This window comes from Ralstonia sp. 110700041-2, assembly GCF_056280165.1.
The window spans coordinates 309,850-332,055 of sequence record NZ_JBSFAI010000005.1; the positions used below are offsets into that span (position 1 = coordinate 309,850).

Sequence of the window (22,206 nt, forward strand, 5' to 3'; positions counted from 1 at the left end):
GACGTCCAACAAAAAAGCCCGTCGCGATGACGGGCTTTCTTTTACGGCGCTCGAGAATTACTCGTTCACGGCGGAGCGCTGCAGATGCAGTTGCGTGCGCGGATCATCGTTCTGCGCGTTCTCACGATCCGCCTTGGCCGAATTGTTACGCGCGGCCTCCAGGCGATCGAGGTACGCCTCGTCAATGTCGCCCGTCACGTACTTGCCGTCAAAGCATGACGCATCGAAATCCTTCAGTGCCGGATTGACATCGCGCACCGCGCGCTTCATGTCCTCCACATCCTGGTACACAAGCTGGTCTGCGCCGATGATCTTGGCAATCTCCTCGTGCGTGCGGCCATAAGCCACCAGTTCGCCGCGCGTCGGCATGTCGATACCGTACACGTTGGGGAACTTCACCGGCGGCGCGGCCGAAGCGAAGATCACCTTCTTGGCACCGGCATCGCGTGCCATCTGCACGATCTCCGACGACGTCGTGCCGCGCACGATGGAGTCATCGACGATCAGCACGTTCTTGTCCTTGAACTCGATTGCCATGGCGTTGAGCTTCTGGCGCACAGATTTCTTGCGTACCGCCTGACCCGGCATGATGAAGGTACGGCCCACGTATCGGTTCTTGAAGAAACCTTCGCGATACGGCACGCCCAGGTGGTTAGCCACCTGCATGGCAGCTGGGCGGGACGAATCCGGAATCGGCATCACCACGTCGATCCTGTCGGTCACCTCGCGCTTGATCTTCTCAGCCAGGTAGTCGCCCATGCGCAGTCGCGCGTCGTACACCGACACACCATCCATGCGGGAGTCCGGACGGGCGAGGTACACGTATTCGAAAATGCATGGCGAAAGTACCGGGTTCGCAGCGCATTGCTTGGTGTGCAGCTTGCCCTCAAGGTCAATGAAGATGGCTTCGCCGGGGGCCACATCGCGCTCGAACTTGAAGCCGATGCCTTCCAGCGCCACCGACTCCGAAGCAACCATATATTCGATGCCGCCATCCGGCGTTTCCTGGGTGCCCAGCGCGAGCGGGCGGATGCCGAACGGATCGCGCACAGCCAGCACGCCGTAGCCCGAGATCTCGGCAGCGATGGCATACGAACCACGCACGCGGCGATGCAGGCCTTCTACCGCGGTGAAGATGGAATCGCGATTCAGCGGAATGTCGTTGCTGGCGCGTTGCAGCTCGTCGGCCAGCACATTGAGCAGCACTTCGGAATCAGACTGCGTGTTGATGTGGCGGCGATCGCGCCGGAACATCTCGTCGCGCAGTTGATCCGAGTTCGTCAGGTTGCCGTTGTGTGCCAACACGATGCCGAACGGCGCGTTGACATAGAACGGTTGGGCCTCCTCTTCGCTGGAGGAACCTGCAGTCGGATAGCGCACCTGACCGATACCGCTCGTACCCGGCAGGCCGCGCATATTGCGCGTGCGGAACACGTCACGCACCATGCCGTTGGCCTTGTGCATGTGGAACGTGCTGCCTGATGCGGTGGCAATGCCCGCAGCGTCTTGCCCGCGGTGTTGCAGGAGCAACAGACTGTCGTAGATCAGCTGATTGACGGGCGTGGCTGAGACCACCCCAACGATACCGCACATGTCGAACTCCAGCGAGAACGTATTTGGTGGCGCCCACACCCGTTGCGGGCGCCGAAAAAGCTTCCCGGATCGCCTAGCTTGTGGCCAGGCGCTCCAGATCAATAGTGAACATACTTAGCGACATCTGGGGGCAACAAGGGCTTGGCCGCCTGTGCTGCCTGCTCCGCATAGGGTCGCGTAATCGCATCGTGCCAGAACGGTTGCTCAGGCAGGCTGGTAAAGCCGGCCACCGTCATCAACACGAGGATGATCACGCCTCCGCGCGCCAACCCGAACACCATACCCAGACCGCGATCCGCCGGCTTGAGCCCCGCGCTCGCCAGCGCCGCCGAAAGCAGTGCCCCCACCAGCGAAGTCGCAATCACCGTCACGATAAACAGTAGGACGAAACCGAGAATGGTGCGTGCGACCGGTCCACCGGGCAGCGATTCCGGCATCCAGCCCGCCGCCACACCGGAAAACGTGTACGCCACCCATGCGGCAAACAGCCACCCGAGCAGCGCCAGCACCTCACGGATCAGCCCGCGAAACAACCCAATCAGCGCCGACGTGACGATGATGAACAGCACACCGTAGTCAAAGAACGTCGGTTGCATCGGGCTGCGGCTTGGATTGACTGTGGCGGAATGCAGCGTGAACCGTCAGCAAATCCGACGAGCGCGCTGGGTACACGGTCGGCCGCATCGTCATTGCTGCACGAGTTTAGGCGTCAGGCCAATCTGCTCGGCACGCTTCTGCGCCGCTTCCGCCGATGCACGATCGTTGAACGGGCCTGCACGCAGCAAGGCGAGATCGCCCTTTTCAGGCACCTTCTTGTGTTCGATGTAACCCGGAATCTTCTCGCTCTTGAGCTTGCCCAGCCAATTTCGGGCACGGTCTTCGGAAGCGAAGGCGCCGATCAGCAGGATGAACTTGCCGCCATTGGCATCGGTGCTCGTTGCAGCCGCTTGCTGTGCAGGCTGGGCAGCCGGTTGCGCAGGTTTCGTTGCGGGCTTGGATTCAGCGGGTGGCGTCAGACTGGCGACAGGCTTGGGCGGTGTCGCCGGCTTGACTGCGGCCGGCGCGTTCTGAGCTGCTGGCGGCGCATCGTTGCTCGCGACCACCTCTTCGCCCTGGTCAAGCGCCTGCGCCTGATCCGTCGACGAAACCGCAGGACGCGACGCAGAACGCCGGCTGGCGACCTTCGGCTCATCGGTGGAGGCCTTGGCGCCACGATCGACCGGCTGATCCTGGATCTGCACGGCCACGGCATCGGTCACGGGGCGCGGCTTGGCGTCAAACACGAGGGGCAGCACGATCACAGCGGCGCCAACCAGCACCACCGCGCCGATCAGGCGGCGGCGAGCGCGTTGTTTTTGCGGGAGTTCGGGGTCAAGGCCGTCGTCATCATCGTCGGTTCGACGGGAGGCGCGGCTGCGAGCATTCGACGATGCGCGCGAACCACGCACCGCATCGCGAGCCACATCGGCAGCGCTGCCGGCGGCTGCGCTGCGTGTGCGTTCGCCTTCAGCGTTCTTGCGGGAGGAAAAGATGGAAAACAGTCCCATGAGGGCCCCGGTTTTAGTGCGCGCGACTCTTGCGCTCCGCCAGCACGCCGGCAACGGTGTAGAACGATCCGAAGACCACGATTCTATCATCCTCGGTCGCCCGCTCCATGGCGTTGCGATAGGCTGTGGCGGGATCGCTGAATGTGCTCATGCTCGATTCCTTGCCTGCCCGGAAACCGGCTTCGGTGAGCGCCTGCGCCAAGCTGGAAGCGCTCGCGGCACGCGGCGTCGGCAAATCGGTCAGGCACCAGTGGTCGACCTTGTCGAGCATGTGCGCGAGCACACCGGCGATATCTTTGTCCTGCATCGCACCGAACACCGCGTAGGTGTAACGGTAGAAGCCCATGTTCTCGAGATTCTGGCCCAGCGCCGCCGACGCGTGCGGGTTGTGTGCGACGTCCAGGATGACGGACGGACGGCCCGGCAGAACCTGGAAGCGCCCCGGCAGTACCACCTGCGACAGGCCCAGACGCACGTCCTGCGCCGAGATCGGCAACCGATCGCGCACCGATTCCAGCGCAGCCAGCGCGGCCGATGCGTTCAGCAGTTGGTTCGCCCCGCGCAATGCGGGATAGCCCAGGCTCGGCCAACGGCGGCCGCGGCCGCTAAAGCCCCACTGCTGCTTGTCGCCCTGGAAGTTGAAATCGCGGCCGATCAGCCAGAGATCTGCGCCAATGGCTTCAGCGTGCTTCACCAGCGAGATTGGCGGCACCGGGTCAGAGCAGATCGCCGGCTTGCCTGCGCGGAAGATGCCGGCCTTCTCGAAGCCGATCGCCTCGCGGGTATCGCCCAGGTAAGCCATGTGATCGAGATCGACGCTGGTGATGATGGCGCAATCGGTATCGACGATGTTGACCGCATCCAGCCGGCCGCCGAGCCCGACCTCCAGGATCACAGCATCAAGGCCTGCATTGGCGAACAGATGCATGATCGCCAATGTGGTGAATTCGAAGTACGTCAGGCTGACGGGTTCGGGAAAGCTGCAGCGCGCACGCTCCACTGCCTCGAAGTGCGGCAGCAACATGGCGTCGGTGGCGATCTCGCCATTCACGCGAGCACGCTCGTTGAAGTCGATCAGGTGCGGTGATGTATGGCAGCCAACCTTATAGCCCGCGGCCAGCAGGATCGCCTCCAGCATCGCGCAGGTCGAGCCCTTGCCATTGGTGCCGCCCACCGTGAAGACGACGGACTTGAATTCCAGCCCGAGCGCATCGCGCACGCGACTGATGCGGGCCAAGCCCATGTCGATGCCGACCGGGTGTGCGGTTTCCAGGTGTGCCAGCCAGTTGGGCAGCGTGTCGAATGTAGGCATGCGAAGTATGTGGCGCGGCTTCAGGGAAACGGGCCGCGCAAAAACAAGAAGCGCGGACTCTCGCCCGCGCTTCGGTTCAACAGATGTGCCGCATCAGGCCAGTGCGTCTGCCGGCTGCTTCTGCAGGAGCGCCAGAAGCTCGGCGATCTCGCGGCGCATGTTGCGGCGGTCGACAATCATGTCGATGGCCCCCTTCTGCAGCAGGAACTCGGCGCGCTGGAAGCCTTCCGGCAGCTTCTCGCGCACGGTCTGCTCAATCACACGCGGGCCAGCAAAGCCAATCAGGGCCTTCGGCTCGGCAATCACCACGTCGCCCATGAAGGCGAAGCTGGCGGACACGCCGCCCATGGTTGGATCGGTCAGCACGCTGATGAACGGCAGCTTGGCTTCCGCCAGCTTCTGGATCATCGACGTCGTCTTGGCCATCTGCATGAGCGACAGCAGGCTTTCCTGCATGCGCGCACCGCCAGTGGCCGACACGCAGATGAACGGCACCTTTTGCTCCAGGGCCATCTGCGCGCCGCGCGTGAAGCGCTCGCCCACCACGGAGCCCATCGAGCCACCCATGAATTCGAACTCGAAGCAGGCCACGACCACGGGCAGCGCGTGAATGGCGCCGCCCATCACAACCATGGCGTCGGTTTCACCCGTGTCGTCCATCGCCGCCTTGATGCGGTCGGGGTATTTCTTCGTGTCCTTGAACTTCAGCGCATCGACCGGGACGATCTCCTGGCCCAGTTCATATCGGCCTTCGGCGTCCAGCAGCGCGTCCAGACGGGCACGCGCGCCAATGCGCATGTGATGATCGCACTTCGGGCAGACGTGCAGATTGGCTTCGACGTCGGTCCGATACAGCACCGACTCGCAAGCCGGGCATTTGACCCACAGGCCTTCGGGAATGCCCTTGCGCTGCGACGGGTCGGTCTGTTGGATCTTGGGCGGCAGCAGTTTGTCCAGCCAGCTCATGCGTGCTCCTTGAATGCAGTTTCGCCGAGATCAGGCGTCGAGCGCCTGGCGAATCTCCGCGATGAAATCAGTCAAGTATTGTACCGCTTGTTCGCGAGGTGCTTCTTCAAGCAATTGCACAATGCGGGATCCGATCACCACCGCATCCGCCACACCGCTGATCGCACGTGCCGTTGCCGCATCACGGATACCGAAACCGACACCTACCGGCAGCCGCGCGTGCTGGCGGATTTGCGGGATCCGTGCAGCCACCGCATCCAGGTCGATGGTGGCCGCGCCAGTCACGCCTTTGAGCGACACGTAGTAGATGTAGCCGCTCGCCACACGGGCGATCTGCGCGATGCGTGCTTCGGTGGACGTGGGCGCCAGCAGGAAGATCGGATCGATACCGGCGGCGCGCATGGTCTTGGCAAAGGCCTCGCATTCTTCGGGCGGGTAGTCGACCACGAGCACGCCGTCCACGCCCGCTTCGGATGCAGCCTTGGCAAAGGCATCAACGCCCATGCGCTCGATCGGATTGGCGTAACCCATGAGCACCACGGGCGTCGTCAAATCGGTGGCGCGGAATGCGCGCACATATTCGAGCACCGTGCGCAGGCCCACCTTCTTGGCCAATGCACGCTCGGACGCACGTTGGATCACCGGGCCATCGGCCATCGGGTCCGAGAACGGCACGCCGAGTTCGATGACGTTGGAGCCGCCCTTGACCAGCGCGTGCATCAGGTCGACCGTCATCTCGGGGTACGGATCGCCGGCCGTGATGAACGGAATCAGGCCCTTGCGGCCCTGCGCAGACAGTTGTGAGAAGGTTTGAGCGATGCGGGACATAGGAGGATCAGGTTTCAGGCGACCTTGATGGTCTCAGGCGCCTGCGATTCAATCGGTTGGGCGTTGGCGGCAGCGGCGGCATGCACAGCGGCCACGCGTTCACGTGCCACGCGGCAATAGTCGGCGTTGATCTCGAAGCCGGCGAAGCGGCGGCCAAGCCTTGCACACGCGGCCGCCGTGGTGCCGCTGCCCAGAAACGGGTCCAGCACGAGGCCGCCCGGCGGGCAGCTTGCCAGGATCATGCGTTCGACCAGCTCCAGCGGTTTCTGCGTCGGATGCTCGGCGCGCTCCGGGTCTTGCCGGTGCAGGCGCGACACGCTCCACACGTCCTTCGGGTTGTAGCCGACTTCCAGCCACTTCTTGCCCTCGAAACGCTTGCGGCTGCGCGCCTTCTTTGTTTCGGCGTCGTACGGAATGCGCACGGCGTCGACATCGAAGTAGTAATCGCGTGAAGCGGCAAAAAAACCGATGTTGTCGTGCACCGACGAGAACTTGCGCGTGCTGCCGCCCATGCTGGGGACGCGGCGGTCCCAGATGATCTCGTTGACCATCGTGAGGCGTCGCTTGAGCATCACGAACAGTTCCGGCGCGTATTGCCACGTGCAGAACAGGTAGAGCGATCCGTTGCGCGCCAGCTTCGGCCGCACCGCATCGATCCAGCGTTCGGACCAGGCGAGGTAGGCATCGCCCGACAGCTTGTCGGAGTCGTTGCCGTAATCCTTGCCCAGCCCGTACGGCGGATCGGCGATGACGAGGTCCACACTGCCGTCGGCCAGATGCTCGACCCCGGTAATGCAGTCCTCGTTGAAGATGCCGTCGATGGCGCGCTCGGTCATGCGGGTGCCAGTGCCGTTAGAGTTGGATGCCGGAGAGTTCAGCGACAGTATGCATATCCTTGTCGCCTCGGCCCGAGAGGTTCACCAGCAGGATCTTGTCCTTGGGCAGTGTCGGCGCCAGCTTGCACGCATACGCCAGTGCGTGGCTCGATTCCAGCGCCGGGATGATGCCCTCCATGCGGCACAGGTCATGGAAAGACTGCAGCGCCTCCTTGTCGGTAATGCCGACGTATTCCGCGCGCTGCACATCCTTCAACCAGGCGTGTTCTGGACCGACGCCCGGATAGTCCAGCCCCGCCGAAATCGAATGCGTCTCGATGATCTGGCCGTCCTCATCCTGCAGCAGATAGGTGCGGTTACCGTGCAGCACGCCCGGTGAGCCCCCCATGAGCGACGCGGCGTGGCGGCCGGTCTCGATGCCCTCGCCCGCTGCTTCCACGCCGATCAGCTTGACGTCGGCATGATCGATGTACGGATAGAAGATGCCCATGGCGTTGGAGCCGCCGCCCACGCAGGCGATCACGGCGTCCGGCTGGCGTCCGGTCATCTCGGGCATCTGCACCTTGCATTCCTCGCCGATCACGGCCTGGAAGTCGCGCACCATCATCGGATACGGGTGCGGGCCCGCCACCGTGCCGATGATGTAGAAGGTGTCGGCCACGTTGGTCACCCAGTCGCGCATCGCTTCGTTCAGCGCGTCCTTGAGCGTGCGCGAGCCCGACTCCACGGGCACCACGGTCGCGCCCAGCAGCTTCATGCGGTAGACGTTGGCGGCCTGGCGGCGCACGTCTTCGCTGCCCATGTAGACGACGCACTCCATGCCGTAACGCGCCGCGATCGTGGCGGTGGCCACGCCGTGCTGGCCGGCCCCCGTTTCCGCAATCACGCGTGGCTTGCCCATGCGGCGTGCCAGCAGCGCCTGGCCAATCACGTTGTTCACCTTGTGCGCGCCGGTGTGGTTCAGGTCTTCGCGCTTGAGGTAGATCTGCGCGCCGCCGCAGTGTTCGGTCAGGCGGCGTGCGTGATAGATGGGCGACGGACGGCCGACGAAGTGCTTCAGCTCGTATTCGTATTCCTTGATGAACTCGGGATCGTGCTGGTAGCGCGCATAGGCGTCGCGCAATTCATCCAGCGCGTGGGACAGCGTTTCCGCAACGAAGGTGCCGCCGTAGGGGCCAAAATGGCCGTGGGCGTCGGGCAGGTTGTACATGGCAGTCTCTCGAGGCGTCCGCCGAGGTCAGGATGGAAGACCCGTCAGCGGAGATATTCAGGAAGGCGTGCGTCGCGAGAGACCAGCCAGATCGGCTCAGGCTTGAACCGATGCGCCCAGGGCAGCATCGGCCTCGCGGACCGCACGCACAAATGCGGTCATCCGGGCGTGGTCTTTCACGCCCCGTGCAGCCTCGATCCCGCTGCTGACATCAACAGCGTATGGCCGCACGCGTTCAATCGCGCCAGCGACGTTTTGCGCGCTCAACCCACCACTCAAAACGAGCCGAGGAGCGGCGCTTGTGGTTGGCAAGGATGGCGATTGCGGGAGCCATTGCGGAGGAATGAGGGTCCAGTCGAAAACATGGCCGCCGCCGCCATAACCCTCGACAAATGCGTCGAGCAGCAGGCCTTGGGCAGCGGCAAACCGATCCGCGAATTCTACCAAATCGGCCCCGGGCTGAACACGCAGGGCGCGCAACCAGGGCAGCCCTACCTTTCCGGCGATCTCGGCGCACAGCTCTGCCGGCTCATCACCGTGGAACTGAAGCAACGTCAGCGGCACTTGGTCGAGCACGCGCGCCACATCATCGGCGCTGGCGTTGACGAACAGGCCCGTTACGGTGACGAACGGACCGGCGCGGTGCGCCAGCTCTGCCGCACGTTCGATCGCGACGTAACGCGGGCTGGGTGGATAGAAAACAAGCCCGATCGCATCGGCGCCGATTGCGACGGCGTGATCGACATCGGCAGGCTGGGTCAGGCCACACAGCTTGATACGGGTACGGTGCAACGGCATGGCGGAAGCGGGATTCACAGGCCGGCGTGCTCGTCGAACACGCCGCGAAACAGGCTGGACGATGCCGGAGACGCCGGCAACGAGAAAGCATCAGGATAGCCGACCTCGGCGAGATACAGGCCGTCGGGCATGAAAGTTGGCGCGGCGGCCACGCGGCTGCGGGCGGCCAGCACATCGCCCATCCAGGACACCGGCTGGCGGCCGCGCCCGATCGCCACGAGGCAGCCCATGATGTTGCGCACCATGTGGTGCAGGAACGCGCTGCCGCGAATGCGCACGAACACCCATTCGCCCTCGCCTCGCACCTCGATCGAATACATCGTTTTGACGGGCGACTTGGCTTGGCATTCGGCCGCGCGGAACGACGAGAAATCGTGCTCGCCTACCAGAACCTGGGCCGCCTCGTTCATGGCTGCCACGTCAAGGGATTGGCCGGGCGGCAGCATCACGTAGCCGGCCTTGTCCTCCAGCAGCGGCGCGCGCGTCGGCCCGAAGGTCAGCGCGTAGTAATACGTGCGGCGATGCGCGGAGAAACGCGCATGAAAATCCTCCGGCATCTCCTGCGCCCATCGCACGGCCACCGTCGGCGGCAGAAAGGCATTGGTGCCGCGCACCCACGAAAACGGCTCGCGCACGAGGTCGGTATCCAGGTGGACCACCTGGCCCAGCGCATGCACACCAGCATCGGTTCGCCCGGCCACCGTGGTCGGCAGCGCCACGCCGGCAAACTGCCGCAGCGCCGACTCCAGCGCGTCCTGAACGGTATTGCCGTGCGGCTGCGATTGCCACCCTGAAAACGCGGCACCGTCGTACTGGATGCCGAGCGCGATGCGCGTCATGCCTTGTGAGTCCCCATGCGGAAAGAAAAACGCCGGCAGGATACCACCCTGCCGGCGCTGTCGATGGCGTAGAGCCCAGTGCGTCAGCCGATCTGGCGCATCAAGGCCTGGGCCTCGGCGTGGAAAGACGGATCGCCCAGGTCCAGCACTTCCTGCAGCAGTTCGCGAGCGCCTTCCTTGTCCCCGATCTCGATATAGGCCTTGGCCAGATCGAACTTGATCTGCAGATCGCGCACACCGTCGGCACCATGCTCGCCGGACAGCGTGTGCGGCAGGTTAGTGTCCAGGCGGATGGCCGATTGCGGCTCGTCGTTCGCGACCTCGGCGTGCTCTGGGTGATGCGGCTCGGATTCGAAGTGCATCGGGGCCTGTGACAGGTCGGTCGGCTGGGCCCAGCTCGGCAGGCCTTCCTCCGCTGCAACCGAGGCTGCAGGAGCAACCGTTTCTGCGGCAGGCGGCGTCGGGTTCAGATCCAGCGACAAGTCCGAAAGATCCATATGCAGCGGGGGCGCGGCAACGGGCTGATAGGCCTCGCCAGCGTGCGCGTTGAACTGCGGCAGATCCGCTTCAGGTTCGGCATGCACCTTGAAGATGTCCGATGCCTCTTCCGGCGCGGTGATCGGCTCGCCTGCCGCCGGCGCGGGGAATGACTCCAGCGGCAGATCGAAATCGGCCAGTTGCGGTGCCTTGGTCGACGGCGCGGACGGGTCCAGATCCGGAGACAGCGTAGTCCAGTCGTCCCCACGACGGGTGGTCTGGCCCGTCACCGTCGGGCTGAAGGCCTCGGCGGCCACCGCGGCACCCACACCTGCCAGCGCAGCTGCACCTGCGACTGCGGCACCTGAGTGGCTCGGTTCAGCATGCGCTTCGGCGCCGGGATGGTGTCCATCACCCTGCACCGTCAGATACAGCGGGTTGGCCGGATCGAACTTGCGGCCCATCGCCGCAGCGTCTGCCCATTCCGGCGACGCAGCGCCAACTTGCGCCAGCATCTCTTCAGCAATGGTCTGGAAGCCATGGGCGTCCTGACGATTGGCGTAAATTTCCATCAACTTCAGTCGAATGGCTTGGCGCTCCGGATGTTGCTCCAGTGCCTCGCGCAGGATTTCTTCGGCTTGCACGTCGGGACCGTAGGCGATGTAGACATCGGCCTCTGCGATCGGGTCGACTTCATTGCTCTCGTTGCCGCCGCCAATGCGGAAATCCGCACCGAACACGCTGTGCTGCGAGGTGTCGACGCTTTGACCGCCGGCCGCACCGAACAGAGAGTTGGCACCCGCCATCACAGTGCTTTCCTGTGACAACAGGCTGTCCTGGAAGCCATGTGCCTGCTCAGGTTTCTGCTGGCGACGGCGATACACCACCAGACCACCCAGCAGCGCGACCACCAAGCCGCCCAGGCCCAGGGCCATCGGGTTGCCCAGCAGCGACGAGAGGAACGATTCTTCTTGAATCGGGGGAGGCGGGGCCACAACCACCGGCGCCTTCTTCGGCGCGGCAGCCGGAGCCGACGCAGCAGCAACCGGTGCACTGGCAGCCGCTTGCGGAGCCGAGGCTGCAGCCACAGTCGCCGATGCGGCCTCCGGTGCGGAAGCCGCCGCAGCAGCCGTCGCCGACGAAGCCGGGGCAGCAGCAGCCGTTTCCGCCGGAACTGCTGCAACAGGAGCCGGGGCAGACGCAGCCGCCGGTGCCGGCGCATTGGCCGCGGCCACTGCCGGCGCGGCCGTCGACGGCGCAGCACCAGCGGCCGGCTTGGCACCACTGGCTGCCTTGGCCAGTTCAGCGTTCTTCAATTCAACCAGGCGCTGCATGTCGGAGAGATTCTTCTCCAACTGTGCAACGCGTGATTCCATTTCCTTGAGCGCACGCTCCTTGGCGACGAGTTCCTCATCGCGAGCCGCGGCCGCACCGGCCTTGCCTGCGCGGTCGGCCTTGGAGAGACGCAGTTCGTCACGGCCGCTGGCAGCCGGCGTGGCTTGATCTTGCACGCGGGCCGACACACTGCCGCTCTGTTGGCGGGCGGAGTCGGTATCCGTCGCTGCGTTGGCCTCAGCCGCCGTTGCGAGGCGGTTGCGGTAGCCGGCAAAGCCGGACGTCTGCGCGATGACTTCGCGGCGGGCTTCGCGCGCAGGCGTTTTCTGCGCCTCCACCTGTGACGGTACTTTCAGCACCGAGCCAGTACGCAGCCGGTTGATGTTGCCGCCAATGAAAGCATTGGGATTGTTGCGATACAGCGCCAGCAGCATCTGGTCGAGCGACACGGCGTCCTGACCTTGCGCGGCCGTCGACGCTACGTCGTACAGGCTATCGCCGCGTTGCACGGTGTATGAGCCACCGGGTGTAGCGTCCGGCGCAGCGGCAGCAGGAGCAGCTTGCTGGGCACGCGCGGTTTGGCGAGCGGCGCGAGGCTGGCGCGACGGTGCCGGCGCGGCAGCGGCCGGAGCAGCCGCTTGCGGTTGGGCAGCCGAAGCAACCGGCGCCGACTCAACGGCGCCCGGCGTCGTCGCCTGCACAACCGGCGTCGGCGCGAAATTCTGTGCGGTATTGCTGGAGCCCACCGGGTCCAGCAGGAACGTATAGGCACGCGAAACGTGACCGCTCGCCCAGTTCAGGTCAACCAGAACATCAACGAACGGCTCGGCGACGGGCTGGGTCGAGCGCAGACGCACCACGTAGTTGCCATTCGACTGGCGCTCAAGCGAGGCACGCAGCGAGGAGACGATCGGGTTGTAGGTCAGCCCGGCACGCGAATAGGCTTCCGGCGCAGCCAATTTGGCGACCAGATTTTGCGCCTCTTCGGGCGTCACGCCCGCCAGATCGATTTCGGCCTGCAGCGGCTGGCCGAGGCTGGAACGCACGTGCAGCGCGCCGAAACCGGCCGCGTGCACAGCGGGCTGAATCAGCAGCAGGCTCGCCGCAGCAAACGCGACGGCCGACCAGCGAGGACTGCGATGGGACGATTCTCTCCGGCGGTATTGGCTCACCCTCACCTTCGACTCCGTTATCTTTTAATGTGCAAACGAACTTAACATCAACGAGTTAGCGCAGCAAGTTCACCCAGAAAGTGAACTGCTGGATAAGAATCACCGTCAATCTTTATGAAAACGACACAATTGGCGAGATTCTGAAGCACCCGACGTACCCCCCGGAATGCGCGTGCTTCATGTGGCGCTAACCCTTCCCCGTGCCCCGTCCACCCCACGAATGGGCGGACAGCGTTCCGGCCGCTATTGTGTACCAACGTTACAGACCGTGGGCGCCCAGATGGCACAACGCCGCGCAGGCCGCGCGGCGTTGGTTGAAAAAGCACACTTTCTGTTGTCAGACCGCAACGACACCGTCGGATGCGCGGCCCGAAAACGAAAGCAAAGCCTTGATCACTTGCCCAGCAGGATACGGAGCGTGCGGCGCAGCGGCTCAGCGGCACCCCACAGAAGCTGGTCGCCGATCACAAAGGCGCTCACATATTCCGGCCCCATATTGAGCTTGCGCACGCGACCCACGCCAATTTCCAGGCCACCCGTGATGGATGCCGGCGTCAGTTCCTTCTCGGTGATGCTGCGATCGTTCGGGACCCACTTCACCCAGGGGTTGCCCGAGCGGATGATCTGCTCGATTTCGTCCAGCGGCAGGTCGCGCTTGAGCTTGAGCGTCAGGCCCAGGCTGTGGCAGCGCATTGCGCCAATCCGCACACACAGGCCATCGACTGGAATCGTCTGCGCCGTGCCCAGGATCTTGTTCACTTCGGCCTGGCCCTTCCACTCTTCCTTCGACTGGCCGTTGTCGAGCTGCTTGTCGATCCAGGGGATCAGGCCACCCGCCAGTGGCGCCGGGAAGAACTCAGTCGGCACATCTTCGCGGATGGTCTTGGCAACCTTGCGGTCGATGTCCAGGATGGCGGATGCCGGGTTGGCCAACTCATCGGCCACGGCACCGTGAATCACGCCCATGCCCTTGAGCAGTTCGCGCATGTGGTTCGCACCACCGCCCGAAGCCGCCTGATAGGTCATCGAGCTGACCCATTCGACCAGGCCTTCGCGGAACAGGCCACCCACGCCCATCAGCAGGATGGAGTTGGTGCAGTTGCCGCCGATGAAGTTCTTGGTGCCAGCCGCCACCGCATTCTTGATAAGCGACAGGTTGACCGGGTCCAGCACGATCACGGCATCGTCTTCCATGCGCAGCGTCGAGGCGGCGTCGATCCAGTAGCCGTTCCAGCCGGCAGCGCGCAGCTTCGGGAAGACTTCGGTCGTGTAGTCACCGCCCTGGCACGTGATGATCGTGTCGCAGGCCTTCAGTGCTTCGATGTCGTTGGCGTCGGCCAGCGGCGCATCCGTCTTGGCGAATGCGGGTGCCTTGCCGCCGGCGTTGCTGGTGCTGAAAAACACGGTGTCGATCAGGTCGAAATCCTTTTCTTCCTGCATGCGCTGCATCAGCACGCTGCCGACCATGCCGCGCCAACCGACGAGACCTACCTTCATGATTGTGAACCTCTAGTGATTTTCCCCGCCTCGGTCGCCCGGCGTGACCGCGCGGGGAAGGCGAACGGACACGACGGACGATCTACGAGATCGTTTTTTTGGTAATGATTTTGGTGGTCGTGCGAATCTCGACAGGCGTCATGCGAGCGCGCGCGGCGGTGCCCTTGGCGACGATAGCCAGGGTGCCCAGAAAGCCCAGTACGAGGACGGGGAGCGCGATCGAGATCATCTGCAAAAATATACACGATTTGGCGGTCACACAATGCACTGCAGCATGTGTCCACCGAAAAAACGACGATTGCTGCACCGGATGTGACGGCACCGCAACGCGCGTTTTGAGTTACAAGACAGCGACCACCGCGTCGCCCATCTCCACAGTGCCCACCTGTTTGCAGCCCGGCGTCAGGATGTCGCCGGTCCGGTAGCCCTGCGCCAGTACCTTCTTGACAGCCGTTTCGATGCGATCAGCCTGCTCGGCCTTGTTCAGCGAATAGCGCAGCATCATCGCCGCCGACAGGATCGTCGCCAGCGGGTTGGCAACGCCCTTGCCCGCGATGTCCGGCGCGGAGCCGTGCGACGGCTCATACAGGCCCTTGTTATTCGCATCGAGCGACGCCGACGGCAGCATGCCGATCGAGCCCGTCAGCATGGCGGCCTCGTCCGAGAGGATGTCGCCGAACATGTTGCCGGTGACGATCACGTCGAAGTTCTTCGGCGCCTTCACGAGCTGCATGGCCGCGTTGTCCACGTACATGTGCGACAACTCGACTTCCGGATATTCCTTGTGCACGTCGGTGACGATGTCCTTCCAGAACTGGAACGTCTCGAGCACGTTGGCCTTGTCGACGCTGCAGAGCTTCTTGCCGCGCTTGGCGGCGGCCTGGAAGGCGACGTGCGCGATGCGGCGGATTTCCGGCTCGGCGTAGCGCATGGTGTCGAAACCTTCGCGCGCGCCGGCGAACAGCCCGTCGGGCGCCGCGCGCACGCCGCGCGGTTGGCCGAAGTAAATGTCGCCATTCAACTCACGCACGATCAGGATATCCAGACCGGCAACGATTTCCGGCTTGAGGCTCGATGCGCCGGTCAACTCGGGATAGCAGATCGCCGGACGGAAATTGGCGAACAGCTGCAGGTGCTTGCGCAGGCCCAGAATGGCCTGCTCCGGGCGCAGTTCGCGCGCCAGCGTGTCGTACTTCCAGTCGCCCACGGCGCCAAACAGGATCGCGTCAGCTTCCTTGGCGAGCTTGAGCGTGTCTTCCGGCAGCGGATGGCCCTTGGCCTCGTAGCCCGCGCCGCCCACCGGGGCGAATTCCATCTCGAACGACTCGCCCAGCACCTTGAGCACCTTCACGGCCTCGGCGACGATTTCCTTACCAATGCCGTCACCCGGCAACACTGCAATCTTGGTCATGTGGTTATCCTTGTTGTTCTGGTGTCCGCTCAGCCGACGAGCTTGTGGGCGAGCCACGGCATCCTGGCCAGGCGCTGCGCTTCGTAAGCCTTGATCTGGTCGGCGTAGCGCAAGGTCAGACCGATGTCGTCGAAACCGTTGAGCAGGCAGTATTTGCGGAACGCGGTGATGTCGAACGGATACGCCGTACCGCCCGGCGTGACGACGACCTGCTTGTCCAGATCGACGGTCAGCTGGTAGCCGGTAAAGGCTTGGGTCTCGTTGAACAGGTGGTCGACCTGCGACTCCGTCAGCACGATCGGCAGCAGGCCGTTCTTGAAGCAGTTGTTGAAGAAGATGTCGGCAAAGCTCGGCGCGATGATGGCGCGGAAGCCGTACTGCTGCAGTGCCCACGGTGCGTGCTCACGCGAGCTGCCGCAGCCGAAGTTCTTGCGCGCCAGCAACACCGAGGCGCCCTTGTAACGCGGCTGGTTCAGCACGAAATCCGGGTTCAGCGGACGCTTGCTGTTGTCCTGGCCGGGCTCGCCCACGTCCTTGTAGCGCCACTCGTCGAACAGGTTCGGGCCAAAGCCGGTGCGCTTGATCGACTTGAGGAACTGCTTCGGGATGATGGCGTCGGTGTCGACATTCTCGCGGTCGAGCGGCGCCACGAGGCCGGTGTGGATGGTGAATTGTTCCATGATTGCTCTCTCTATCCTGCCGCTCAAGCGAGCTTGCGCACGTCGACGAAGTGGCCTTCCAGCGCGGCCGCAGCGGCCATCGCCGGGCTTACCAGGTGGGTGCGTCCGCCCGCGCCCTGACGGCCTTCGAAGTTGCGGTTGGACGTGGACGCGCAGCGTTCGCCCGGCTCGAGGCGGTCAGCGTTCATGGCGAGACACATCGAGCAACCCGGCTCGCGCCACTCAAAGCCCGCCGCCTTGAAGATCTTGTCGAGCCCTTCGCGCTCGGCCTGCTCCTTCACGAGGCCCGAGCCCGGCACGACCATCGCCAGCTTCACGTTCGACGCAATGCGCTTGCCCAGCTTCTGCACGACCCACGCCGCGGCGCGCATGTCTTCGATGCGGCTGTTGGTGCACGAGCCGATGAACACCTTGTCGATGTTGATGTCGCTGATGGCGACGTTCGGCTGCAGGCCCATGTACTCGAGCGCGCGCTCCATGGCGTTGCGCTTGTTCGGGTCTTTCTCTTTGTCGGGATCCGGCACGCGGTCTTCAATGCTGACCACCATTTCCGGCGATGTCCCCCAGCTCACCTGCGGGCGAATGTCTTCAGCACGCAGTTCGATCACCTGGTCGAAGTGCGCACCCTCGTCGGAATGCAGCGTGCGCCAGTAGGCGACGGCCTGCTCCCACTCCACGCCTTGCGGCGCGAACGGACGGCCCTTGATGTACTCCAGCGTGACATCGTCCACGGCGACGATGCCGGCGCGGGCGCCTGCCTCGATTGCCATGTTGCACACCGTCATGCGGCCTTCCATCGACAGCGCGCGGATGGCCGAGCCGCCGAATTCCATGGCGTAGCCCGTGCCACCGGCCGTACCGATCTTGCCGATGATGGCGAGCACGATGTCCTTGGCCGTGCAGCCGCAAGGCAGCGTACCTTCCACCTTCACCAGCATGTTCTTGCTCTTCTTGGTGAGCAGCGTTTGCGTGGCCAGCACGTGCTCGACTTCCGAGGTGCCGATGCCGTGCGCGAGCGCGCCGAACGCACCGTGCGTGCTGGTGTGCGAATCACCGCAGACCACCGTCATGCCCGGCAGCGTCGCGCCCTGCTCCGGCCCGATCACGTGCACGATGCCCTGGCGCTTGTCGTTCATCTTGAATTGCGTGATGCCGTAGCTGTCGCAGTTGGCATCAAGCGTATCGACTTGCAGCTTCGAAACCGGATCGGCAATGCCGTGCGAACGATCGGTGGTCGGCACGTTGTGATCCGACACGGCCAGGTTTGCGCTGATGCGCCACACCGGACGCTCGGCTAACTTCAGGCCCTCGAATGCCTGCGGGCTCGTCACTTCATGCAGCAGTTGACGATCGATGTAGAGGACGGTCGTGCCGTCTTCTTCGGTATGAACGACGTGATCGTCCCAAAGTTTGTCGTAGAGCGTCTTGGCCATGATGCGATCCGTACACAACGCGCCATCTGAAATCAGGGCCGTTGCGCGAGCAGTTTCGTGGGGGAGTGATCGATTATGCCACCCGGTGCATCGGGCACCGGACGTGACTGACGAAAGGGGGTTTCGCCATTTCGCGAAGGCCCTTTCCGGGCACCTCCGGCGACGTGCAACAAAAAACCCCGCCGGTTTCCCGAGCGGGGTTTCTTCAAGGCGAACAGCGTGGCTTAGCGCTTGTCGATCGACGGCACTTCGCGGGTGGCTGCACCGTTGAACAGCTGGCGCGGACGGCCGATCTTGTATTCCGGATCGGTGATCATCTCTTCCCATTGCGAGATCCAGCCCACCGAGCGGGCCAGCGCGAAGATACAGGTGAACATCGAAGTCGGGATGCCCAGCGCGCGTTGCACGATACCCGAGTAGAAATCGACGTTCGGATACAGCTTGCGGCTGACGAAGTACTCGTCTTCCAGGGCAATCTTTTCCAGCTCCATCGCCAGCTTGAACAGCGGGTCGTTATGCAGACCCAGCTCATTCAGCACTTCGTGGCAGGTTTCCCGCATCAGCTTGGCGCGCGGATCGTAGTTCTTGTACACGCGGTGACCAAAGCCCATCAGGCGCACGCCGCTGTTCTTGTCCTTCACCTGCTTGATGAACTCGGGCACCTTGTCCACGGTACCGATTTCTTCCAGCATGTTCAGCGCAGCTTCGTTCGCGCCACCGTGCGCCGGGCCCCACAGGCAGGCGATACCGGCAGCGATGGCTGCGATCGGGTTGGTGCCCGACGAGCCCGCCAGACGCACCGTCGACGTCGAGGCGTTCTGCTCGTGGTCTGCGTGCAGGATGAAGATGCGGTCCAGTGCCTTCTCCAGCACCGGGTTCACCTTGTAGTCCTCGCACGGCGTGGCAAACATCATGCGCATGAAATTGCCCGTGTACGACAGGTTGTTCTGCGGGTAGATGAGCGGCTGGCCGATGTTGTACTTGTATGCCATGGCCACCAGCGTCGGCAGCTTGGCGATCAAGCGGATCTGCGAGATTTCACGCTCGCGCGGATCATTGATGTTGGCAGCGTCCGGATAGAACGCGCTCATGGCACCAACCAAACCCGTCAGCACGGCCATCGGGTGGGCGTCACGACGGAAACCGCGCAGGAAGAACTGCATCTGCTCGTGGACCATGGTGTGATTCGTCACCACATGGTTGAACTCTTCCTTCTGCTTGGCGTTGGGCAGCTCGCCCTTCAGCAGCAGATAGCAGATTTCCATGAAATCGCACTTGCTGGCCAAATCGTCGATGGCGTAGCCGCGGTACAGCAGCTCACCTTTGTCACCATCGATGTAGGTGATCTTGGAATTGCACGACGCAGTCGACATGAAGCCGGGGTCGTACGTGAACTTGCCCGTCTGACCGTACAGCTTGCGGATGTCGATCACGTCCGGGCCAACCGTGCCCTTGTAGATCGGCAGCTCGACGCTGGGCGAGCCATCGGAAAACGATAGGGTGGCTTTCACTTCGGACGGCGTCATGTCGGTTTCCTTCTCTGCTGTTTATAAAAATGAAGTCGGGAGACTCCCGCCAGACGGATCGAGGTCGCCGGCCGGGGGCGGCTGGACCGATTCGTCTTGCGGCAACCTCTCGCGCGCCGGTTCAGACCGAGCGCAGCAAGGTCAGGACGTGCTGAATGTGGGGCACGTCGAGTTCGCCCTCCGGCTCCTTGCGTGCAAGCAGGAGATCCATCAGGTCGTTGTCGGGTAGCTCGAACAACTGCGAGAGTGCGGCAACGTCGTCATCCGACAGTTCCGTCTCGTAGCGATTGAAAAAGCGCTCGACGATGATGTCGTTCTCAAGCAGGCCGCGTCGGGCACGCCAGCGCAAACGGGCACGCTTGTGCGGATCGGACTGATGGGAGAACGTCGGAGTGTTCACAGCAACCATACTTTCTAGAAATGTGTCGCCGGAGAAACCGCTCCGGCGACACACAATGCCAAAGTGCCCTGACTCGCGCCTTACACCGCGCGGCGCACCATCAATTCCTTGATCTTGCCGATAGCCTTGGTGGGGTTCAGCCCCTTCGGGCACACATCGACGCAATTCATGATGGTGTGGCAGCGGAACAAGCGGTACGGGTCTTCCAGATTGTCCAGACGTTCGCTGGTGGCCTGGTCGCGGCTGTCGGCGATGAAACGATATGCCTGCAGCAGACCGGCCGGGCCGACGAACTTGTCCGGGTTCCACCAGAACGACGGGCACGACGTCGAGCAGCTCGCGCACAGAATGCACTCGTACAGGCCGTCAAGCTCTTCGCGCTCTTCCGGCGACTGCAGACGCTCCTTCTCGGGCGGCGGCTCGTCGTTGATCAGGTACGGCTTGATCGAGTGGTACTGGTTGAAGAACTGCGTCATGTCGACGATCAGGTCGCGCACCACCGGCAGCCCCGGCAGCGGGCGCAGCACGATCTTCTCGGGCAGCTCACGCATGTTGGTCAGGCACGCCAGACCATTCTTGCCGTTGATGTTCATGGCGTCGGAGCCGCACACGCCTTCGCGGCACGAACGACGGAACGCGATCGACTCGTCGAGCTTCTTCAGCTTGACCAGTGCGTCGAGCAGCATGCGCTCGTGACCGTCGAGTTCTACCTCGTAGGTCTGCATGCGGGGCGCTGCGTCCTTGTCCGGATCGTAGCGATAGACTTCAAAAATACGCTTCATTTTTGCGGGTCCTTCTTATCCGTTAGAACGTACGCGCCTTGGGCGGCACCGATTCCACCGACAGCGGCTTCAACTGCACGGGCTTGTAGTCCAGGCGGTTGCCTTCGGAATACCACAGCGAGTGCTTCATCCAGTTTTCATCGTCGCGGTTCGGGAAGTCGCTGTGGGCGTGTGCGCCGCGCGATTCCTTGCGGGCAGCGGCCGACACCATCGTTGCCTTCGCCACTTCCACCAGGTTGGCCACTTCCAGCGCTTCGACGCGCGCGGTGTTGAACACCTTGGACTTATCCTTCAGGTGGATGTCGGCAGCACGCTCGGCCACTTCCAGGATGCGCTCGACGCCTTCATCCATGAGCTTCTGCGTACGGAACACGCCAGCGTGCGACTGCATGTTGCGGCGGATGTCGTTGGCGACGTCCTGCGCGTACTCGCCCGAGCTCGACGAATCGAGCTTGGCCAGGCGCGACAGCGCGCGGTCGGCGGCGTCGGCCGGCAGCGGCTTGTGCTCGCGGTTCTTCAGGTTCTGCGCAATGATGTGGTTGCCCGCCGAACGGCCGAACACCACCAGGTCGAGCAGCGAGTTCGTGCCCAGGCGGTTCGCGCCGTGCACCGACACGCACGAGCATTCGCCGATCGCGTAGAAGCCGTTGATGACCTCGTTCGGGTTGCCGTTCTTCGGCACCACCACCTGGCCGTGATAGTTCGTCGGAATGCCACCCATCTGGTAGTGGATGGTCGGCACCACGGGAATCGGCTCCTTGATGGCGTCGACGTTGGCGAACTTCAGGCCAATTTCGCGAATCGACGGCAGACGCTTCATGATGGTCTCGGCGCCGACGTGGGTCAGGTCGAGCAGCACGTAGTCGCCGTTCGGACCGCAGCCGCGGCCTTCCTTGATTTCCTGGTCCATCGAGCGCGACACAAAGTCACGCGGCGCCAGATCCTTCAGCGTCGGGGCATAGCGCTCCATGAAGCGCTCGCCATCCTTGTTACGCAGGATGCCGCCTTCGCCGCGCACGCCTTCCGTGATCAGCACGCCCGCGCCGGCCACGCCAGTCGGGTGGAACTGCCAGAACTCCATGTCTTCCAGCGGCACGCCTGCGCGTGCCGCCATGCCCAGACCATCACCCGTGTTGATGAAGGCGTTGGTGGAAGCCGCGTAGATCCGGCCTGCACCGCCCGTGGCGAACAGCGTCGTCTTGGCTTCGAGGATGTAGACCTCGCCGGTTTCCATCTCCAGCGCGGTCACGCCCAGCACGTCGCCGTCCTGATCGCGGATCAGATCCAGCGCCATCCATTCGACGAAGAAGTGGGTCTTGGCCTTGACGTTGCGCTGATACAGCGTGTGCAGCAACGCGTGACCGGTACGGTCGGCGGCGGCGCAAGCGCGTTGCACCGGCTTCTCGCCGTAGTTCGACGTATGGCCGCCAAACGGACGCTGGTAGATGGTGCCGTCGGCGTTGCGGTCGAACGGCATGCCGAAGTGTTCCAGTTCATAGACCACGTTCGGCGCCTGGCGGCACATGAATTCGATCGCGTCCTGGTCGCCGAGCCAGTCGGAACC

At 63.5% G+C, this 22,206-nt stretch carries 20 protein-coding genes; all 20 read right to left on the reverse strand.

The window, feature by feature from the left end:
• Nucleotides 1-57 precede the first annotated feature (57 nt).
• On the reverse strand, nucleotides 58-1,593 hold the full coding sequence (gene purF, locus ACUXH0_RS09890) for an amidophosphoribosyltransferase (RefSeq protein ID WP_004634404.1): 1,536 nt from the start codon (nucleotides 1,591-1,593) through the stop codon (nucleotides 58-60).
• Between the two features lie 98 nt (nucleotides 1,594-1,691).
• Nucleotides 1,692-2,189 (reverse strand): CvpA family protein, encoded by a 498-nt coding sequence (locus ACUXH0_RS09895; protein ID WP_004634405.1) that lies wholly within the window; start codon nucleotides 2,187-2,189, stop codon nucleotides 1,692-1,694.
• A 90-nt stretch (nucleotides 2,190-2,279) separates the two neighbouring features.
• Complete coding sequence (locus ACUXH0_RS09900; protein WP_012436019.1) at nucleotides 2,280-3,140, reverse strand: SPOR domain-containing protein; 861 nt, start codon at nucleotides 3,138-3,140, stop codon at nucleotides 2,280-2,282.
• 13 nt (nucleotides 3,141-3,153) lie between these two features.
• Nucleotides 3,154-4,452: a bifunctional tetrahydrofolate synthase/dihydrofolate synthase gene (folC, locus tag ACUXH0_RS09905; RefSeq protein WP_004634409.1), complete on the reverse strand. Its 1,299-nt coding sequence runs from the start codon at nucleotides 4,450-4,452 to the stop codon at nucleotides 3,154-3,156.
• Nucleotides 4,453-4,545: 93 nt separating this feature from the next.
• Nucleotides 4,546-5,418, reverse strand: a complete 873-nt coding sequence (gene accD, locus ACUXH0_RS09910) for an acetyl-CoA carboxylase, carboxyltransferase subunit beta (RefSeq protein ID WP_004634411.1) — start codon at nucleotides 5,416-5,418, stop codon at nucleotides 4,546-4,548.
• Nucleotides 5,419-5,448: 30 nt separating this feature from the next.
• Entirely contained in the window at nucleotides 5,449-6,246 is a 798-nt protein-coding gene (gene trpA / locus ACUXH0_RS09915; RefSeq protein ID WP_012436020.1) for a tryptophan synthase subunit alpha, read from the reverse strand.
• A 14-nt stretch (nucleotides 6,247-6,260) separates the two neighbouring features.
• The gene (locus tag ACUXH0_RS09920) at nucleotides 6,261-7,082 is read right to left on the reverse strand and encodes a DNA-methyltransferase (protein WP_004634416.1); all 822 of its coding nucleotides are present in this window, start codon (nucleotides 7,080-7,082) and stop codon (nucleotides 6,261-6,263) included.
• Between the two features lie 16 nt (nucleotides 7,083-7,098).
• Nucleotides 7,099-8,292 carry a tryptophan synthase subunit beta gene (gene trpB / locus ACUXH0_RS09925; protein WP_004634417.1) on the reverse strand — a complete coding sequence of 398 codons (1,194 nt, stop codon included), beginning with the start codon at nucleotides 8,290-8,292 and terminating at the stop codon, nucleotides 7,099-7,101.
• A 96-nt stretch (nucleotides 8,293-8,388) separates the two neighbouring features.
• Nucleotides 8,389-9,090: a phosphoribosylanthranilate isomerase gene (locus tag ACUXH0_RS09930; RefSeq protein WP_182594931.1), complete on the reverse strand. Its 702-nt coding sequence runs from the start codon at nucleotides 9,088-9,090 to the stop codon at nucleotides 8,389-8,391.
• Nucleotides 9,091-9,104: 14 nt separating this feature from the next.
• Complete coding sequence (gene truA / locus ACUXH0_RS09935) at nucleotides 9,105-9,929, reverse strand: tRNA pseudouridine(38-40) synthase TruA (RefSeq protein WP_012436023.1); 825 nt, start codon at nucleotides 9,927-9,929, stop codon at nucleotides 9,105-9,107.
• Between the two features lie 83 nt (nucleotides 9,930-10,012).
• Nucleotides 10,013-12,919 carry a FimV/HubP family polar landmark-like protein TapV gene (gene tapV, locus ACUXH0_RS09940; RefSeq protein ID WP_182594921.1) on the reverse strand — a complete coding sequence of 969 codons (2,907 nt, stop codon included), beginning with the start codon at nucleotides 12,917-12,919 and terminating at the stop codon, nucleotides 10,013-10,015.
• Between the two features lie 387 nt (nucleotides 12,920-13,306).
• Entirely contained in the window at nucleotides 13,307-14,410 is a 1,104-nt protein-coding gene (asd, locus tag ACUXH0_RS09945; RefSeq protein ID WP_004634424.1) for an aspartate-semialdehyde dehydrogenase, read from the reverse strand.
• 82 nt (nucleotides 14,411-14,492) lie between these two features.
• The gene (locus tag ACUXH0_RS09950; protein ID WP_157042471.1) at nucleotides 14,493-14,669 is read right to left on the reverse strand and encodes a hypothetical protein; all 177 of its coding nucleotides are present in this window, start codon (nucleotides 14,667-14,669) and stop codon (nucleotides 14,493-14,495) included.
• A gap of 81 nt (nucleotides 14,670-14,750) precedes the next feature.
• Nucleotides 14,751-15,821, reverse strand: a complete 1,071-nt coding sequence (leuB, locus tag ACUXH0_RS09955; protein WP_004634428.1) for a 3-isopropylmalate dehydrogenase — start codon at nucleotides 15,819-15,821, stop codon at nucleotides 14,751-14,753.
• A 29-nt stretch (nucleotides 15,822-15,850) separates the two neighbouring features.
• Nucleotides 15,851-16,501: a 3-isopropylmalate dehydratase small subunit gene (leuD, locus tag ACUXH0_RS09960; protein WP_004634429.1), complete on the reverse strand. Its 651-nt coding sequence runs from the start codon at nucleotides 16,499-16,501 to the stop codon at nucleotides 15,851-15,853.
• 23 nt (nucleotides 16,502-16,524) lie between these two features.
• Nucleotides 16,525-17,934: a 3-isopropylmalate dehydratase large subunit gene (gene leuC, locus ACUXH0_RS09965; protein WP_182594920.1), complete on the reverse strand. Its 1,410-nt coding sequence runs from the start codon at nucleotides 17,932-17,934 to the stop codon at nucleotides 16,525-16,527.
• A gap of 224 nt (nucleotides 17,935-18,158) precedes the next feature.
• Entirely contained in the window at nucleotides 18,159-19,460 is a 1,302-nt protein-coding gene (gltA, locus tag ACUXH0_RS09970) for a citrate synthase (protein WP_004634431.1), read from the reverse strand.
• A gap of 121 nt (nucleotides 19,461-19,581) precedes the next feature.
• Entirely contained in the window at nucleotides 19,582-19,869 is a 288-nt protein-coding gene (locus tag ACUXH0_RS09975) for an FAD assembly factor SdhE (protein WP_009241006.1), read from the reverse strand.
• 71 nt (nucleotides 19,870-19,940) lie between these two features.
• Nucleotides 19,941-20,642 (reverse strand): succinate dehydrogenase iron-sulfur subunit, encoded by a 702-nt coding sequence (locus ACUXH0_RS09980; RefSeq protein WP_009241007.1) that lies wholly within the window; start codon nucleotides 20,640-20,642, stop codon nucleotides 19,941-19,943.
• A 22-nt stretch (nucleotides 20,643-20,664) separates the two neighbouring features.
• Nucleotides 20,665-22,206: succinate dehydrogenase flavoprotein subunit (gene sdhA, locus ACUXH0_RS09985; protein ID WP_476196436.1), on the reverse strand; the 1,542-nt coding region annotated here is incomplete at its 5' end.

Excerpts from the sequence above, each read along its gene's own strand:
- purF (WP_004634404.1), bottom strand. The coding sequence starts at position 1,593 with ATGTGCGGTATCGTTGGGGTGGTCTCAGCCACGCCCGTCAATCAGCTG.
- ACUXH0_RS09895 (WP_004634405.1), bottom strand. The coding sequence starts at position 2,189 with ATGCAACCGACGTTCTTTGACTACGGTGTGCTGTTCATCATCGTCACG.
- ACUXH0_RS09900 (WP_012436019.1), bottom strand. The coding sequence starts at position 3,140 with ATGGGACTGTTTTCCATCTTTTCCTCCCGCAAGAACGCTGAAGGCGAA.
- folC (WP_004634409.1), bottom strand. The coding sequence starts at position 4,452 with ATGCCTACATTCGACACGCTGCCCAACTGGCTGGCACACCTGGAAACC.
- accD (WP_004634411.1), bottom strand. The coding sequence starts at position 5,418 with ATGAGCTGGCTGGACAAACTGCTGCCGCCCAAGATCCAACAGACCGAC.
- trpA (WP_012436020.1), bottom strand. The coding sequence starts at position 6,246 with ATGTCCCGCATCGCTCAAACCTTCTCACAACTGTCTGCGCAGGGCCGC.
- ACUXH0_RS09920 (WP_004634416.1), bottom strand. The coding sequence starts at position 7,082 with ATGACCGAGCGCGCCATCGACGGCATCTTCAACGAGGACTGCATTACC.
- trpB (WP_004634417.1), bottom strand. The coding sequence starts at position 8,292 with ATGTACAACCTGCCCGACGCCCACGGCCATTTTGGCCCCTACGGCGGC.
- ACUXH0_RS09930 (WP_182594931.1), bottom strand. The coding sequence starts at position 9,090 with ATGCCGTTGCACCGTACCCGTATCAAGCTGTGTGGCCTGACCCAGCCT.
- truA (WP_012436023.1), bottom strand. The coding sequence starts at position 9,929 with ATGACGCGCATCGCGCTCGGCATCCAGTACGACGGTGCCGCGTTTTCA.
- asd (WP_004634424.1), bottom strand. The coding sequence starts at position 14,410 with ATGAAGGTAGGTCTCGTCGGTTGGCGCGGCATGGTCGGCAGCGTGCTG.
- leuB (WP_004634428.1), bottom strand. The coding sequence starts at position 15,821 with ATGACCAAGATTGCAGTGTTGCCGGGTGACGGCATTGGTAAGGAAATC.
- leuD (WP_004634429.1), bottom strand. The coding sequence starts at position 16,501 with ATGGAACAATTCACCATCCACACCGGCCTCGTGGCGCCGCTCGACCGC.
- leuC (WP_182594920.1), bottom strand. The coding sequence starts at position 17,934 with ATGGCCAAGACGCTCTACGACAAACTTTGGGACGATCACGTCGTTCAT.
- gltA (WP_004634431.1), bottom strand. The coding sequence starts at position 19,460 with ATGACGCCGTCCGAAGTGAAAGCCACCCTATCGTTTTCCGATGGCTCG.
- ACUXH0_RS09975 (WP_009241006.1), bottom strand. The coding sequence starts at position 19,869 with ATGGTTGCTGTGAACACTCCGACGTTCTCCCATCAGTCCGATCCGCAC.
- ACUXH0_RS09980 (WP_009241007.1), bottom strand. The coding sequence starts at position 20,642 with ATGAAGCGTATTTTTGAAGTCTATCGCTACGATCCGGACAAGGACGCA.